We start from the raw sequence: 17,350 nt of genomic DNA, 5'->3' as shown, positions 1-17,350 counted from the left end.
GTACTTGCCAGTTGAACCTACGCTTCCCTAATAAAATGTCTATGGTAAAAAGTTAAAAAATCCTCCCACTTTTGTTAGATATATTTTTTTGTGTAATTTTGTAATCGTTATGCGGCAGTAATAATATACATATTAATACGAGTTAGTAATCCTGTAGTTCTCATATGCTACGAGGAGGTATTAAAAGGTGCGTTTCGACAATGCATCTACTGTAGTATATTATTGCTTAATCCAAATGAATATTATAAATTTAGGAATTCTTGCTCACATTGATGCAGGAAAAACTTCCGTAACCGAGAATCTGCTGTTTGCCAGTGGAGCAACGGAAAAGTGCGGCCGTGTGGATAATGGTGACACCATAACGGACTCTATGGATATAGAGAAACGTAGAGGAATTACTGTCCGGGCTTCTACGACATCTATTATCTGGAATGGAGTGAAATGCAATATCATTGACACTCCGGGACACATGGATTTTATTGCGGAAGTGGAGCGGACATTCAAAATGCTTGATGGAGCAGTCCTCATCTTATCCGCAAAGGAAGGCATACAAGCGCAGACAAAGTTGCTGTTCAGTACTTTACAAAAGCTGCAAATCCCGACAATTATATTTATCAATAAGATTGACCGTGCCGGTGTGAATTTGGAGCGTTTGTATATGGATATAAAAACAAATCTGTCGCAAGATGTCCTGTTTATGCAAACTGTTGTCGATGGATCGGTTTATCCGGTTTGCTCCCAAACATATATAAAGGAAGAATACAAAGAATTTGTATGCAACCATGACGACGATATATTAGAACGATATTTGGCGGATAGCGAAATTTCACCGGCTGATTATTGGAATACGATAATCGCTCTTGTGGCAAAAGCCAAAGTCTATCCGGTGCTACATGGATCAGCAATGTTCAATATCGGTATCAATGAGTTGTTGGACGCCATTTCTTCTTTTATACTTCCTCCGGCATCAGTCTCAAACAGACTTTCAGCTTATCTCTATAAGATAGAGCATGACCCCAAAGGGCATAAAAGAAGTTTTCTTAAAATAATTGACGGAAGTCTGAGACTTCGAGACGTTGTAAGAATCAACGATTCGGAAAAATTCATCAAGATTAAAAATCTAAAGACTATTTATCAGGGCAGAGAGATAAATGTTGATGAAGTGGGTGCCAATGATATCGCGATTGTAGAAGATATAGAAGATTTTCGAATCGGAGATTATTTAGGTGCTAAACCTTGTTTGATTCAAGGATTATCTCATCAGCATCCCGCTCTCAAATCCTCCGTCCGGCCAAATAAGCCCGAAGAGAGAAGCAAGGTGATATCCGCTCTGAATACATTGTGGATTGAAGACCCGTCTTTGTCCTTTTCCATAAACTCATATAGTGATGAATTGGAAATCTCGTTATATGGTTTGACCCAAAAGGAAATCATACAGACATTGCTGGAAGAACGATTTTCCGTAAAGGTCCATTTTGATGAGATCAAGACTATCTACAAAGAACGACCTATAAAAAAGGTCAATAAGATTATTCAGATCGAAGTACCACCCAACCCTTACTGGGCCACAATAGGGCTGACTCTTGAACCCTTACCGTTAGGGGCAGGGTTGCAAATCGAAAGTGACATCTCCTATGGTTATCTGAACCATTCTTTTCAAAATGCCGTTTTTGAAGGGATTCGTATGTCTTGCCAATCTGGTTTACATGGATGGGAAGTGACAGATCTGAAAGTAACTTTTACTCAAGCCGAGTATTATAGCCCGGTAAGTACACCTGCTGATTTCAGACAGCTGACCCCTTATGTCTTCAGGCTGGCTTTGCAACAGTCAGGTGTGGACATTCTCGAACCGATGCTCTGTTTTGAGTTGCAGATACCCCAAGTAGCGAGTTCCAAAGCTATTACAGATTTGCAAAAACTGATGTCTGAGATTGAAGACATCAGTTGTAATAATGAGTGGTGTCATATTAAAGGGAAAGTTCCATTAAATACAAGTAAAGACTATGCCTCAGAAGTAAGTTCGTACACTAAGGGCTTAGGCATTTTTATGGTTAAGCCATGTGGGTATCAAATAACAAAAGACGGTTATTCTGATAATATCCGCATGAACGAAAAAGATAAACTTTTATTCATGTTCCAAAAATCAATGTCATTAAAATAATGGAGCGGTCAGGAAATTTCTATAAGGCAATACGGTTGGGATATATACTTATCTCCATTCTTATCGGATGTATGGCATATAATAGCCTCTATGAATGGCAGGAGATAGAAGCATTAGAACTTGGCAATAAAAAAATAGACGAGCTCCGAAAAGAAATAAACAATATCAATATTCAAATGATAAAATTTTCTCTATTGGGTGAAACAATACTGGAATGGAACGATAAAGATATCGAGCATTACCATGCACGGCGTATGGCAATGGACAGTATGCTCTGCCGTTTCAAGGCCACCTATCCAGCAGAGCGCATCGATAGTGTGCGCAGTCTTTTAGAGGATAAGGAACGACAGATGTTCCAGATAGTCCGGTTAATGGATGAACAACAATCTATTAACAAGAAGATAGCCAATCAAATTCCGGTTATTGTACAGAAAAGTGTGCAGGAACAGTCCAAAAAGCCAAAACGAAAAGGTTTCTTAGGCATATTCGGCAAAAAAAAGGAAGTAACTCCAGCAGTATCAACCACTATCCTTCATTCGGTCAATAGAAACGTAATCAGCGAACAGAAAGTGCAGGATCGCCAATTGTCGGAACAAGCCGACAGCCTTGCAGCTCGTAATGCAGAACTTAACAGACAACTGCAAGAATTGATTTGCCAAATAGAAGAAAAGGTACAAACCGAACTGCAAAGCCGGGAAAACGAAATAGTTGCCATGCGTGAAAAGTCATTTATGCAAGTAGGCGGTTTAATGGGATTCGTTCTTCTATTGTTGTTAATTTCCTACATCATCATACATCGTGATGCAAAAAGCATTAAACAATACAAGCACAAGACAACTGATTTGATAAGGCAACTGGAACAATCCGTACAACGGAACGAGGCACTGATAACGTCAAGGAAGAAGGCGGTACATACTATCACCCATGAACTGCGCACACCGCTGACAGCAATAACAGGCTATGCCGGACTGATACGGAAAGAACAGTGTGAGGATAAGTCCGGGCAGTATATCCAAAACATACTGCAATCCTCCGACCGTATGCGGGATATGCTTAACACTTTGCTTGACTTCTTCCGCCTGGACAACGGCAAGGAACAGCCCCGTCTGTCACCCTGCCGGATTTCAGCAATCACGCACACACTTGAAACGGAGTTCATGCCTGTTGCCGTGAACAAAGGGCTGTCCTTGTCCGTGAAGACTGGACACGATGCCATTGTATTGACCGACAAAGAGCGAATAATACAAATCGGGAATAACCTGCTGTCAAACGCTGTCAAGTTCACAGAAGAAGGCGGTGTTTCTTTGATTACTGAATATGATAATGGAGTTCTGACACTGGTCGTTGAAGATACAGGTACAGGCATGACAGAAGAGGAACAGAAACAAGCGTTCGGTGCGTTTGAACGTCTATCAAATGCCGCCGCAAAGGAGGGTTTCGGGCTTGGGCTTGCCATAATGCGTAATATTGTGTCGATGCTTGGCGGAACAATCCGTTTAGACAGCAAGAAAGGGAAAGGCAGTCGTTTCACAGTTGAAATTTCTATGCAGGAAGCTGAAGAACAGCTTGGATATACAAGCAATACACCTGTTTATCATAACAATAAATTCCATGATGTTGTCGCCATTGACAATGATGAGGTATTACTTCTGATGCTGAAAGAGATGTATTCCCAAGAAGGAATACACTGCGACACTTGCACCGATGCTGCGGCACTGATGGAAATGATACGCCAGAAAGAATACAGCCTGTTGCTGACAGACTTGAATATGCCCGATATAAACGGTTTCGAATTGCTGGAACTGTTGCGTTCGTCCAACGTGGGCAATTCACCAACAATCCCGGTGGTTGTGGCAACCGCTTCGGGCAGTTGTAACAAAGGGGAACTATTGGCAAAAGGCTTTGCCGGATGCCTGTTCAAACCGTTCTCCATATCGGAACTGATGGAGGTTTCCGACAGGTGTGCCATAAAAGCGACACCGGACGGGAAACCGGACTTTTCCGCCTTATTGTCCTATGGCAATGAAGCCGTCATGCTGGAAAAGTTGATAACTGAAACAGAAAAGGAAATGCAGGCGGTACGGGATGCAGCAAAAGAAAAAGACCTGCAAAAGCTGGATTCCCTGATCCACCACCTGCGCAGTTCGTGGGAGGTGCTCCGTGCCGACCAACCGCTGAATGTACTTTACGGATTGCTTCGTGGCGATGCTCTCCCGGATGGTGAAGCGTTAAGCCATGCCGTGACTGCCGTGCTGGATAAGGGAGTGGAAATAATACGGTTGGCAGAAGAGGAAAGGAGAAAATACGAAGATGAATAAGACAAAAATAATTGTGGTGGAAGACAACATCGTGTATTGCGAATATGTCTGCAATATGCTGTCACGGGAGGGCTACCGCAATATGAAGGCTTACCACCTCTCAACCGCGAAGAAACATCTGCAACAGGCAACAGATAATGATATCGTGGTTGCCGACCTGCGTCTGCCTGACGGCAGTGGCATAGACCTTTTGTGCTGGATGCGAAAGGAGGGAAAGATGCAGCCCTTCATCATTATGACCGACTACGCCGAAGTTAATACCGCCGTGGAAAGCATGAAACTCGGCTCGATAGACTATATTCCCAAACAGCTTGTGGAGGATAAACTTGTCCCCCTGATCCGTTCCATACTGAAAGAACGTCAGGCAGGACAACGCCGTATGCCTATATTCGCCCGTGAAGGTTCCGCCTTTCAGAAAATCATGCACCGCATAAGGCTGGTAGCCGCCACCGATATGAGCGTGATGATATTTGGTGAGAACGGCACGGGCAAGGAGCATATTGCCCACCTGTTGCATGACAAGAGCAAACGTGCAGGCAAGCCATTTGTGGCGGTGGACTGCGGTTCACTCTCCAAAGAGCTTGCACCGTCGGCTTTCTTCGGACACGTCAAAGGTGCATTTACAGGTGCGGACAATGCCAAGAAAGGATATTTCCATGAGGCGGAAGGCGGCACGTTGTTTCTGGACGAGGTAGGAAACCTCGCGTTGGAAACCCAACAGATGTTGCTCCGTGCCATATAGGAGAGGCGGTATCGCCCGGTCGGAGACAAGGCAGACCGGAATTTCAATGTCCGCATCATCGCTGCTACCAATGAAGATTTGGAGGTATCGGTGAATGAAAAGCGTTTTCGGCAGGATCTTCTGTACCGCCTGCACGACTTCGGGATAACCGTTCCTCCGTTGCGTGACTGTCAAGAAGACATTATGCCGCTGGCAGAGTTCTTCCGTGATATGGCAAACAGAGAGCTGGAGTGTAGCGTGAGCGGGTTCAGTTCCGAAGCACGTAAAGCGTTGCTGACACACGCATGGCCGGGCAACGTGCGGGAACTTCGGCAGAAAGTTATGGGTGCTGTATTGCAGGCGCAGGAAGGTGTTGTCATGAAAGAGCATCTGGAACTTGCCGTGACGAAACCGACCTCTACTGTCAGCTTCGCCTTGCGCAATGACGCGGAGGATAAGGAGCGGATATTGCGTGCGTTGAAACAGGCAAACGGCAACCGGAGTGTCGCCGCAGAACTGCTCGGCATAGGCAGGACAACACTATACAGCAAACTTGAAGAGTATGGACTTAAATATAAATTCAAGCAATCATAGCCCGTAATTCACTGAATTTGGCTATCTTTGCATAACATTTGAGAAAAACGGCGATTGGCAGGAGCTTTTCGCCGCCAACATATAGGATAAGACCGCAAGGCGTTTCAAGCGAAAATCTGGTAAATTGGAACTACGGAGACGATTGCGTGATGCTTATGCTATGCTTACGCATAGCGTGCATTCACGTACTCTCCGTAAAGGCTTTACCAGAGCCATCGCTTGAAGGTAGTGTGAATTGCACGCTACTTTTTTACCCTTGCCTAACGAAAGGAAACGATTATGGGTAAAGTTCAGATTCTCGCCGTACTGACGATGGACGGATGTCTTTCTTCAGAGTTATATGATAAAGCACATCAGGATTTGTGCCTTGACCGTTGCGGTCTTGATGAAATCAGGAAGAAAGCCTTTTACCGTGTGACACCGGACTATTCCATTTCAATGCTGCACGAATGGAGAAAAGACTGCACAAACATCCGTTACCTCGCGGAAGCCACACCGGACACGGCAGACTATATAAACGGACTGCTGCGGATGCACGCTGTGGATGAAATCATACTATACACCGTTCCTTTCATATCCGGAAGCGGACGACATTTTTTTAAGTCGGCTCTGCCAGAGCAACACTGGACGCTTTCCTCTTTGAAAAGCTATCCCAACGGTGTATGTCGCATTATCTATATCCTTGATAAAAAAGCAAGATAGCCAAAATGTGCGGCAAGCATACATTTCTATTTTCAGGAATAGAATAAATGTTCCGATTACAAACAATTTAAGTCGGAGATAATTTGTCCTTGTGAAAAAATACTGAATTTTATACCTCTGAAATCCAGCACTTTGTAAAATTGAGTGTTGGATTTTTTATTTTCTGCCGCGTTTTTTGCCAATTATATTCATGTGCGCACGCAGAAAACAAAGTGTAATTTTCAAAATTGACAGAACCATGAATTATTTCTTGCTGGCGGAAACCGACTTTTTCCGCCTGATAAACGAAGCCGGCGACTGCAATATGGAAACGGCATACACGGCTTTCGCCACCCAAGTGATCGAACTGTGCAACGGCGGCATGGACATGAACCTTACCGTCATCGCGCTTGCCTACATCGAAATCGAGTTGCAGCACCATCCCGTACGTAATCTGTCAGAAGAAAAAAGAGAGATTGCCGCCTACGTCAGCAAGGCTCTGTCTTTCGTAAGAAAGATGCAGAAATTCCTTGCCACGCCCCAAGTGCCACCACTAATATCCGCCAACAACGCAACAGAAACCACCGCCAGCCTTCTTCAATGGACGGGCAATGCCATCGACCTCGTGGAACTTATCTACGGCATAGACGTGATGGGCTGCATCAACAACGGCAATATGCCGCTCAAACAGCTCGCCCCACTTCTCTATAAGATATTCGGGGTTGATTCTAAAGACTGCTACCGCTTCTACACTGATATCAAACGCCGGAAGAACGAAAGCCGCACCTATTTCATTGACAGGATGCAGGAAAAACTGAACGAGAGAATGTTGCGTGATGAGGAGTTGGAGCGGATGAGAAAATAAAAAAATATCCATTACATATGAGAAGACAGGAATACTCGTATCCTGTCTTTTTATTTTCATTTAATTATATATTAATTAGCACAATATATGTGAGTTTTTCATTCCTATAAGGACAAATTTCAGAAACGTATGTCTGGTAAATTATTGAGTCATCATAGTATGAACATATATCATTACTAAAAACAATGAAACAACTTCCATAAGATTGTGGTTGTAAAAATCGCCATTTAATAGCCCGTTTTTTTTGTAAAATTCGCCAATTAAAAAAATATGATTATCTTTGCATTATATTTTATAAGGTATGGAAACAGTAAATAGAATACTTCAAGAGAAGATTACAGCACGAATCGCGCCCAATAAAGCAGTACTGATTTTTGGTGCTCGCCGTGTTGGTAAAACGGTAATGATGCGTAAAATTGTGGACAACTATTCAGGTAGGACGATGATGCTCAACGGCGAAGACTACGACACATTAGCACTATTGGAGAATCGCTCAATAGCCAATTATCGGCATTTATTGGATGGTATTGATTTGCTGGCTATTGATGAGGCACAGAACATACCACAAATCGGTAGTATTCTGAAGTTGATAGTTGATGAAATACCGGGAATAAGTGTCTTGGCAAGTGGTTCTTCGTCATTCGATTTGCTGAATAAGACTGGTGAACCGTTGGTCGGCCGCAGTACGCAATTTCTCCTTACACCATTCTCGCAACGGGAAATCGCACAGACGGAAACGGCACTTGAAACCCGCCAGAACCTCGAAGCGCGCTTGATTTACGGTTCCTATCCCGAAGTAGTAATGATGGAGAACTATGAACGTAAAACAGACTACCTACGTGATATTGTCGGTGCATACCTGCTTAAAGATATCTTAGCAATTGACGGCTTAAAAAATTCGAGCAAGATGCGCGATCTACTGCGATTGATAGCTTTTCAGTTGGGCAGCGAAGTTTCTTACGAAGAGTTAGGTAAACAACTCGGCATGAGCAAGACGACCGTTGAAAAATACCTCGACCTATTGGAAAAGGTCTTCGTTATCTATCGTCTGGGGGCTTATTCGCGTAACCTACGCAAGGAGGTTACAAAAGCTGGCAAGTGGTACTTCTACGACAACGGCATTCGCAATGCCATTATCGGGGCTTTCTCACCGCTGGCCATTCGGCAGGATGTCGGTGCGCTGTGGGAGAACTACATCATCGGAGAGCGGCGCAAAGCGAACTTCAATGAGGGACTGCACAGGGAGTTCTATTTCTGGCGCACCTACGACAAACAGGAAATCGACCTGATTGAGGAGAGTGCCGACAGTCTTACCGCCTTGGAGTTCAAGTGGGGAAATAAAATGCCGGCCGCACCGAAAGCCTTCCAAGAAGCCTATCCCTATGCCGAGTTTCATGTGGTAAATCGGGAGAATTATTTGGAGTTCGTATAATCAATAAATTACGTATATGGAAACAAAACTACAATCCAAACAGCAATATCCGCGGTTTATCCAAAATAAACCGTGTGGTATTGACAAATTCGATGGAGGTTCGCAAGAAAGGTTGGCAAAAACTATTGCTCGCCATTTTTGTCAGAATGATTCATTGGATGAGGAATGTACTTTACCTCGAATTATCGGCATCGAAGGTATTTGGGGATCTGGAAAATCCAACGTGGTTAAAATGTTGGAACGTGAATTATCAGACGACTATTACTTTTTTGAGTATGACGCATGGGGACATCAAGAGGACTTGCAACGCCGCTCTATATTGGAATTGCTTACAAGCAAACTTATTGATGATGGTATCCTATCTGGAAATGCAACAATAAAAGTCAAAGGTGGAGGTACGAAAACCGTATCATGGTCTGAAAAGCTGAAATATTTATTAGCCCGTAAAACGGAGACCGTAACCGAAAAATATCCCCTTATCAGTAATGGTATGGTTGCGGCATTTTTGGTTGCAGTTTTAACTCCGATATTTACATTTATTGCGTATGCAGTAAAACCTACACCCACAACATGGTGGTTTTCTTTATTGTCTATTATCATAGCTGCACTGCCAGTTCTTATTGCATTGTGCGTTTGGAAATGGGCATATAGCAAAGATCATAAATATGGATGGAGTTATATGTTAGCTATTTATCAAGATAAAGTCGAAAAGGACGTTTGCTATGAGACTTTGAGCGAAGACGAACCAACGGTTTACGAGTTCAAAACATGGATGCAAGACATTTCTGATTTTATCAAGGAAAAAGGACAACGTAAATTAGTCCTTGTTTTTGACAACATGGATCGTCTCCCCGCTGAAAAAGTAAAAGAATTATGGTCTTCTATCCATACGTTCTTCGCCGATAGCGGTTTTGAAAATGTTTGGGCTGTTATTCCTTTCGATGAAACACATTTAGCTTGTGCATTCGGAGATGAGACCGACGAACAAACGAAACAACTGACCAAGTATTTTATCAATAAAACTTTCCCTATTGTTTATCGTGTTGCTCCTCCTGTTATTACCGACTATCGAAGTATATTCAACAAACTGTTTGTTGAAGCATTTGGAGAAACAGAAAATGAAGCGAAAGAAACTATAAATCGGATATTCAGATTGGTAAATCCTAATGCCAATGTTAGGGAAATTATATCATATATCAATGAGATGGTCGCTCTTAAACAAGAGTGGTGTAACGAAATTTTGATGATAAACATAGCATTGTTCTGTTTGAAGAAGACGGATATTCTGGCAAATCCAGTAGAACAAATATTGTCCGGCGACTATCTGAATGGCATTCAAACAATAATTAACAATGATCTGCAAACACAACGCGAAATTGCAGCTTTGGTATATGGTGTCGATGTTGAAGATGCTCGACAAATTCCATTGAAAAAATATATTGAAGGCTGCATCAACGGAGAAGAAGACCACGACATAAATCAATATGCAGAGACTAATAAACAATTTGACACTGTATTAGAAGAAGTTATACAATGTATGGACAATGCGCTTATCGATAAGATTATACATTGTTTGCATAAATTAACTCGAAAGAGCGATGTTATTCTGCGTGTATGGCAAAGAATAGCACAATTGAAATTAAAAGAATCCATAGAGAAGCAGGTGTTCCCTGTCGAATACCAAGAACTGCTGTTGCATTTAGACACGGAAAGCCAAAACCATGTGATTGCTCAATTATATAAGAAGATAGTTCGGTTCAATGACTTCAATGGCGGCGACTATTTCAAAACGTTAGATGCAATAGACAGGTTTATTGCGCAAAATAAGTTGGCGTGCGATTTTACGTCATTGATTGAAGCAAAAACAGTCAAGCCAAATACATTTATCGATTATATTCAAGCTGCAAATGCAACAGATGCTGCCTATCGGGATAACGCGACAACTAAAGCATATAAATATTATCAAGTAGCAACAAATTCGGAGGCGCTCGATAATTATTTGGCAAACTTACTACCCGATAATTTCGACCATGCAGATATTGTAAAAACGTTAAAAGATAATTCTACCTATACGTTTCCAACGCTTTTGCAAGCGATCACGAATTGCATTGATGAACAGAATGTAAATAAAGATAATATAGGGGCTATATTTACAACCTATCGTTTATTGGCATCTGACGAAGAAAGACCTTTACCTGTAACGTTAGATTCAACCTACATAAATCAGTTGCATTCTGAATTAGAAACTGATGGCCGAAACATTAAAGAGTCTGGATATTACGATTTAGTCGCCATGCAATTGGCACATGGTCATTCCGTTTCCTTAATAGAGGGTGGAGATATAAAATATGTTGCAGAACTCATGGACTATTATGTGGATCATGGAGACTTATTAGTAAATAGTGTGGGATGGAATATACCGCTATTAAATGAAACACTACAATACATGGTAAATCATAAACTTGGCTATAAATTATTGCTCTCAGACATATTGCCCCAATTTGAAGATATTAAGAACAGAATAGGTGTAACGGATGAGGTATTTATCGAGCATTTAGCAGAGTGGAATACCGATTTGGATAAGTATATCACTAAGAACAATATTAAAGATGTAATTCCTGACGCATCTTTTTACGATTTGACCACTAAAATAAGCAATGTCCTGACCGATCATATCAATAAAATAGCGTTCGAAGCGTTGTCTGAAATAAGTGTTGATACATTATACGCCCAAAGAACAGCACATACATCATATTATTGGTTTGTCGCAATAAAACATTTACTGGCTAAAATCAAATCCTTGCCAGATAACTTGACTGAATTTGGCAAAAAGATTCTGATGGATATTGCTTCTGGAACTCAAAGTTTGAATCCTTTCCCTAATTGTTTCAAGAATATAGTTGAAAGATTGGATAAACGAAAAATTAAATCGACAGTTACCGATATAAGAAATGATTTCTGCATCGGTAAAAAGACTATCAATGCAATAAAGTTTCAATTTTTCGAAACATGGCTTAGATCGCATGGTAATTTGAAAAGTCAAGCTGGAGACGTTATTGATAAAATAGTGAAACCTGTAATTTCCGATGGGGCATGCCGTTCATTGATTCTGCAAAACAAAGATTTTTATATGGATTTAATAAATACAGCAGGGGATGATGCTTATGAATTGAAAAAGAGTCTCCGAAACCTCATACAAAAAGATTCAGATCCGCAATTGGTTAAATTTGTCAATTCGATAGATTCAGTACCTGAGGTTGAAACCGCGTAAGTATTTGTCTAACAAGTCCGAATTTTACGATTTTACCCGTCAGAACTGAAGTGCCCCCCAAAAAAATTGTATCCAACTTTTGGGGGTCACTTCAAACTTCGATAGGGATAATTTTCAATTTTGGGGACTTGTTAGACAGTCTCATTATCTGGTAGCAGTTTACACAGCACCGGATCGTTTTTGATACGCTCCAGTTCCTCCTGCACAATCTGCTTCACCTCTTCCTTGATGCGCCGGTAGTTCGCCTGCACCGTTTCCTTCATGCGGTCGTTGCCGTCCTCGTCCGTGAAGTTTGTAATGACGGGAATTTTCTTGTAGGCACTTTCTTCCCGTTTCACCTTTTCGGCATCCACCACAATCTCGCAATGAAAAATCTTCTGCTCGATACGCTCGTTGAAGTTGTCGGATACAGAACCGACAAACATTCCCTGCGTAAGCCCGGAAATCTTACTCGGTGGAATGAGCGCGTCCATCTGCGTGTTGATGGAGGTGGAAACATCCTGCCGGTTGATGGAGATGGACTGCCGTTTCTGCAACACCTTACCGAACCGCTCGGAGAGCGTCTTGGCTGTTTCCCCCACCACCTGACCGGAGAAAATATTGCCGACAGTGTTCATCACCACTTTCGCCTCTTTGTCCCCGTAGTCACGCACTAACTGGCTGAAATCCTGAAAGCCCAGACACACGGCAACCTTGTTGCTTCGGGCGGTAGCTATAAGATTGTCCAACCCTTTGAAGTATATTGTGGGCAACTCGTCGATGATGACCGATGACTTCAGCATCCCCTTCTTGTTGATGAGCTTCACGATACGGGAATTATACAGACCGAGTGCCGCACCGTAGATATTCTGACGGTCGGGATTGTTACCCACGCAGAGGATTTTCGGCTCTTCGGGATTGTTGATGTCCAGCGTAAACTCGCTGTCTGACATCACCCAGTAGAGCTGCGGTGAAATCATCCTCGAAAGCGGGATTTTTGCCGACGCTATCTGACCCATGAGCTGCTCCGCAGCCCCTCCAAGCCACGCATCCATGAACGGCGAAAGGTAGTTCTCCAGCTCCGGATAAGAGGTCAGTATCGGAAATATATCCTCGTAACGGCGGTTCAGAAACTCGATAGCATGGGGAAACGTGCAAAACTTCCCGTTCTGATAGATTTTGAGATACCAGATAATACTGGCAAACAGAATGATAGGTGACTCCACGAAGAAGTCGCCCTGCTTTTGCACCCACGTTTTATTGAGGTTGAGCATTATTGTGTAGGCACTCTCATAGGCATCCGTAATATCTTCCATAAAATCCGGGTGAATGGGATTGCACCGATGAGAGCGTCGCGGGTCGTCGAAGTTGATCACATAGAACTTCGGCTTTACCTTGTAGCCGTCCGGGTGGTTCAGCAAATGGTTGTAGGCAATAGTAGATAGGTCGGGATACTTGAAATCGTAGATGTATTGACTAAAGCCCTTTTCAATCTGTTGCTTGATAAAATTGTTTACCACGGCATAGGACTTGCCGCTGCCCGGCGTACCCAACACGATGGACGCACGGAAGGGATTAACTACATTGATCCAACCGTTGTTCCAGCGTTTCCTGTAATAGAAACGTGTCGGCAGATTGACCGAATACTCGCTTTCGATAAGCCTCGTTTCCTGCATGAAACTCTCGTTCTCGTTGTTGAAAACATCCTCCATCAAATTGTGTTTCAACAGGCGGCTCATCCACAGACCACCCATCAACAGGCAGACATAGCCCGTTCCAATGGTAAGGACATACAGTCCCGTCACCGCTTCAAGCGGCAGCGGCAGGGGCAGCAACCACCAGTTCAGGAAAAACAGCACGAACCCGACGGCAAATGCTGTCCAGATTCTCCCCCAAGTGATTTTCTCACCCTTGACACCCTTCGTACCCAGACAGGACAAGGCAAGCAAAAGGACGGAAAACAGCTTCGTGTAGAGAATGGAATGGAACAGCCCCGCCGTGCGGTCGAAGTTCAGAAGGATTTTGTCCACCACGCCGATGTTCACGCCCCACAGCCGGATGGCTTCGTAGCAGAACCAGTACACGTTCATGACCACTAAAATGATACTCACGGCACGCAGAAAATCCATGATTTTCGCCAATGCCCTCAAATCGTCTTCTTGTTGTGACATACATTGATTTTTTAATTGTTGATACTCTGATTACATACCCAAGCCCTTGCGTTTTTTCTTCTTTTTGCGCTTCATCGCCCGGATGAAAGCCTCTTCCTCGGCATCTACCGCCGGACCTTCGGGAGTGAGCAAGCCCATACCGCCCGATATATCTTCACTGTCGTAGGCGGTCTGCCCGTGTGCCTTGTCCGCAGCATCCACAGGGATGGATAGCGGTATCGGCGGTTGTCCGGCGTATGGCAGGGTGAAGTGTTCCTGCAAGGCATTCGCCGAAAGCTCCTTACCCATGCGCGAACCGTTCAGCACGCATCCCGTGCGGTGGTCGATGAAGGTAGCCCCATAGATGCGCCCTTCCTCTGTGTAGCGCAGTACGGTGTCGATGCCCTTCTCTTTGAGTTGGGATACAAATTTGTCCTTGTCATAAGTGCCTTGCAGCACGGAAAGGACGGTGCGTTTCGTCATGTCTGCCAGTTTCCTATCCTTGATTTCCGATTTGGAACGGACAAACTTCTTCTGTACGGCTTCATAGCCTGCGGACTTCCCGAAAAGCGAGGATTTGAACGGGTTGCCCACCTTGTTACCCTTGTCGTCCGTGACGGAATAGACCAGCCCGTGATACTCCCGTCCGCGCACGTTGCCCCTCGCTTCCTCCACCGTCATATTATATAAGGAAAGGAGCGCACGGTATTCGCCCATCGTCTGGAAACGGTACTGCCCATTCAGAGCCTTCACGGTGTTGCCTACCTGCTTCTTCACATCACCTGCCGATGCGGCCACCTTGCGCAACGGATTATCCAATCTCTGATTTTTACGTTCTGCCGGATGCAATCCGTACTTCTGTTCCAGTTCCCTGCGGATACGGTCGCTGCGGCGGTAGAGAAAATCCCGGTTGAGCCTTTTCCCGTTCTCGTCCACGTTGACCGTCACGATGTGCAGGTGGTGGCGGTCGATGTCCTCGTGCTTGAATACAAGATAAGGCTGGTTTCCGAAACCGAGTTTTTCCAGATACTCGCGGGCGATATTCTGCAACTCAATATCGGTCAGCACATCCTCCGGGTGCGGGTTGAGAGAGATATGCACCACCGGCTTCTCGATCTTCATCTGCGGTGGCAGGAAGGTGAGAAAACCCTCCATCGCCTTGCCTATGTCCACCGTTCCCGAACCGTCATTGTAGATGCGGTTGGTGGTGAGAAGCCGCCCCTGCGCCTCGTTAATCTTCTCCCCGTTGTAGGCAATCGCGCCGTACAACGAACTTCCTACACTGATTTTTGCGACCATTTTGCCTCCATTTCCCTTGAAAGTTCCACAATCCGGCGGCTCAGTTTCACGAGTTCGACGGTGTGTTGCTCTAATTTGTAGAGCAACGCCATCGCCTTTTTCTCTGAAAAATGCAGCCTCAGTTCCTTCACGACTTGGTTGTAATTCGTACCCACGGCACGGAATTGTGCATGAAAATCCGACAGTTTGGTGTAATAGTCCACCAACGTCTTGTCCACCTTCAGCACCTTGAACGGTTGCCCGAAGAAGTGCGCTTTGAGGAAAACAGACCGTGCATAGACACCCGATTTTCCGAACATGGCGAGGAAACGGTTGTGTTCCTCCTCGTTGAAACGGACGGTGTACCGGTACACCGCCGGATCAAGTTTGGGATTTCTCCCTGATTTGCTTTTCCTTTTCTCTTTCATATTACTTTGGATTTAGCGGATTGACGGCATAAGCCGCCGCTTCGGATTACAGCACCGCAGTTCTGAAAGGCTTCCCGACTTCGGAGGGAAAGCCCGCCCCCTGCAAGGGCAAGTGCTTTTCGTGGCTGCTCAAAATATTTTGAGCGGCTGAAAAGACATCTTGCTATGTTCAGGTGAACATAAAAATCCGTCAGGGGACGGATTGGGAAAATACCTTTCAGGACTCCGGGCCGCGCGTCATCGGCGAACCCTGCTGTCCGGGTGCAAAGTTACGCCCTTAAAGCGGTATCGGACAGATGCTTGACCCGGTCAATGACTGCCAACCGGCGCAACGTGCCGCCACTTGCCGGAGAAGTGATACAGGTTCCAAAATATACTTGTTTATTTGCAGCATGATTCAAGAAACGAACGATTTGAAGATATGATAAACGGAACATTCAAATACCCGGAAATCCGCTTCTTCGGATACTTGCCGAAACGGATACCCGAACCGTCGGAAACCCGGTTCTCCGACAATTCGGTGACGTATGGATTCAATGACTTCATGACGCAATGTCGTCAATCACCATTTGTCCGACGCACCGCTTCACCACAGAACCGGATACGCGACGACCCGCCTGCGTGTGTAGTCACGGAAGCGGATGGTGCGACAGCCAAATCCGTATGGAAACAGAAAAACAAATCATCAACAATTAAAATAAATGGAACTATGAGTAAGGAAATCTTCGTTGCATTCGCAACACAGAAAGGTGGCATCGGCAAATCCACTGTCACGGCACTTGCCGCCAGCTACCTGCACAACGTGAAAGGCTACAATGTCGCCGTCGTGGACTGCGACGACCCGCAGCACAGCATCCACGGGCTGCGCGAACACGAAATGGGGCTTATCGACAGCAGCACCTACTTCAAGGCTCTCGCTTGCGACCATTTCCGCCGGATCAAAAAGAACGCCTACACCATCGTCAAAAGCAATGCGGTGAACGCCCTCGACGATGCCGAGAGGATGATTGCCACTGAGGACGTGAAACCCGACGTGGTGTTCTTCGACATGCCCGGCACACTCCGAAGCAACGGCGTGATAAAGACGCTCTCGCAGATGGACTACATTTTCACTCCGCTGAGTGCCGACCGCTTTGTCGTGGAGAGTACCCTGAAATTCGTCACGATGTTCCGCGACAGGCTGATGACTACCGGACAGGCGAAAACAAAGGGGCTGCATCTGTTCTGGACGATGGTGGACGGCAGGGAGAGGAACGACTTGTACGGCATCTACGAGGAAGTGATAGCCGAAATGGGCTTTCCGGTACTTTCCACCCGCTTGCCCGACAGCAAGAAGTTCCGCCGTGACCTTTCGGAAGAGCGCAAGAGCGTTTTCCGCTCCACCATCTTCCCGATGGACACGGCACTGCTGAAAGGGAGTGGCATCCGGGAGTTTTCCGAAGAGATAAGCGACATCATCAGACCGCAGTGAG

The 17,350-nt window shown here is 44.8% G+C and carries 11 protein-coding genes and 1 pseudogene; 8 read left to right on the top strand and 4 right to left on the bottom strand.

Features of this window, described 5'->3' with window-relative positions:
• The first annotated feature begins 235 nt into the window (after window positions 1-235).
• The 7 genes and pseudogenes from tet(Q) (at window position 236) to ACK8P8_RS16845 (ending at window position 12,043) form a co-directional block, all read left to right on the top strand.
• Entirely contained in the window at window positions 236-2,161 is a 1,926-nt protein-coding gene (gene tet(Q), locus ACK8P8_RS16875) for a tetracycline resistance ribosomal protection protein Tet(Q) (protein ID WP_004291466.1), read from the top strand.
• Window positions 2,161-4,479, top strand: a complete 2,319-nt coding sequence (locus ACK8P8_RS16870) for a hybrid sensor histidine kinase/response regulator (RefSeq protein WP_004291467.1) — start codon at window positions 2,161-2,163, stop codon at window positions 4,477-4,479. The genes tet(Q) and ACK8P8_RS16870 overlap by 1 nt, the downstream gene beginning before the upstream one ends.
• Window positions 4,472-5,794, top strand: a pseudogene (locus tag ACK8P8_RS16865) (sigma-54-dependent transcriptional regulator). The gene ACK8P8_RS16870 and the pseudogene ACK8P8_RS16865 overlap by 8 nt, the downstream one beginning before the upstream one ends.
• 279 nt (window positions 5,795-6,073) lie before the next feature.
• Window positions 6,074-6,496, top strand: a complete 423-nt coding sequence (locus tag ACK8P8_RS16860) for a dihydrofolate reductase family protein (RefSeq protein ID WP_004291474.1) — start codon at window positions 6,074-6,076, stop codon at window positions 6,494-6,496.
• Between the two features lie 238 nt (window positions 6,497-6,734).
• Window positions 6,735-7,340, top strand: coding sequence for an RteC domain-containing protein (locus tag ACK8P8_RS16855; protein ID WP_004304269.1), 606 nt, complete (start codon window positions 6,735-6,737; stop codon window positions 7,338-7,340).
• 301 nt (window positions 7,341-7,641) lie between these two features.
• A complete protein-coding gene (locus ACK8P8_RS16850; protein ID WP_004291480.1) occupies window positions 7,642-8,772 on the top strand; it encodes an ATP-binding protein in 1,131 nt (376 codons plus the stop codon).
• 16 nt (window positions 8,773-8,788) lie between these two features.
• Entirely contained in the window at window positions 8,789-12,043 is a 3,255-nt protein-coding gene (locus ACK8P8_RS16845) for a P-loop NTPase fold protein (RefSeq protein WP_004291481.1), read from the top strand.
• Window positions 12,044-12,174: 131 nt separating this feature from the next.
• Here the strand turns inward: ACK8P8_RS16845 and mobC are convergent, their stop codons facing one another.
• From mobC to ACK8P8_RS16825, 4 genes are all read right to left on the bottom strand, one after another.
• Complete coding sequence (mobC, locus tag ACK8P8_RS16840; RefSeq protein ID WP_004291482.1) at window positions 12,175-14,193, bottom strand: conjugal transfer protein MobC; 2,019 nt, start codon at window positions 14,191-14,193, stop codon at window positions 12,175-12,177.
• A gap of 30 nt (window positions 14,194-14,223) precedes the next feature.
• The gene (gene mobB / locus ACK8P8_RS16835; RefSeq protein WP_004291483.1) at window positions 14,224-15,471 is read right to left on the bottom strand and encodes a conjugal transfer protein MobB; all 1,248 of its coding nucleotides are present in this window, start codon (window positions 15,469-15,471) and stop codon (window positions 14,224-14,226) included.
• A complete protein-coding gene (mobA, locus tag ACK8P8_RS16830) occupies window positions 15,450-15,878 on the bottom strand; it encodes a conjugal transfer protein MobA (RefSeq protein ID WP_004291488.1) in 429 nt (142 codons plus the stop codon). Before mobA ends, mobB begins: the two co-directional genes overlap by 22 nt.
• Window positions 15,879-16,259: 381 nt before the next feature.
• On the bottom strand, window positions 16,260-16,424 hold the full coding sequence (locus ACK8P8_RS16825) for a hypothetical protein (RefSeq protein ID WP_196029218.1): 165 nt from the start codon (window positions 16,422-16,424) through the stop codon (window positions 16,260-16,262).
• On the opposite strand from ACK8P8_RS16825, the gene ACK8P8_RS16820 reads away from it, so the two are divergent.
• Window positions 16,423-17,349 (top strand): ParA family protein, encoded by a 927-nt coding sequence (locus ACK8P8_RS16820; protein ID WP_005783105.1) that lies wholly within the window; start codon window positions 16,423-16,425, stop codon window positions 17,347-17,349. The genes ACK8P8_RS16825 and ACK8P8_RS16820 overlap by 2 nt on opposite strands.
• Window position 17,350: the final 1 nt, after the last annotated feature.

Origin of the sequence: Butyricimonas muris, assembly GCF_046365375.1 — a bacterium.
GTDB lineage: Bacteria > Bacteroidota > Bacteroidia > Bacteroidales > Marinifilaceae > Butyricimonas > Butyricimonas muris.
Note: the sequence above shows the minus strand (reverse complement) of the source record. Positions and strands in the feature narration are given on the sequence as shown.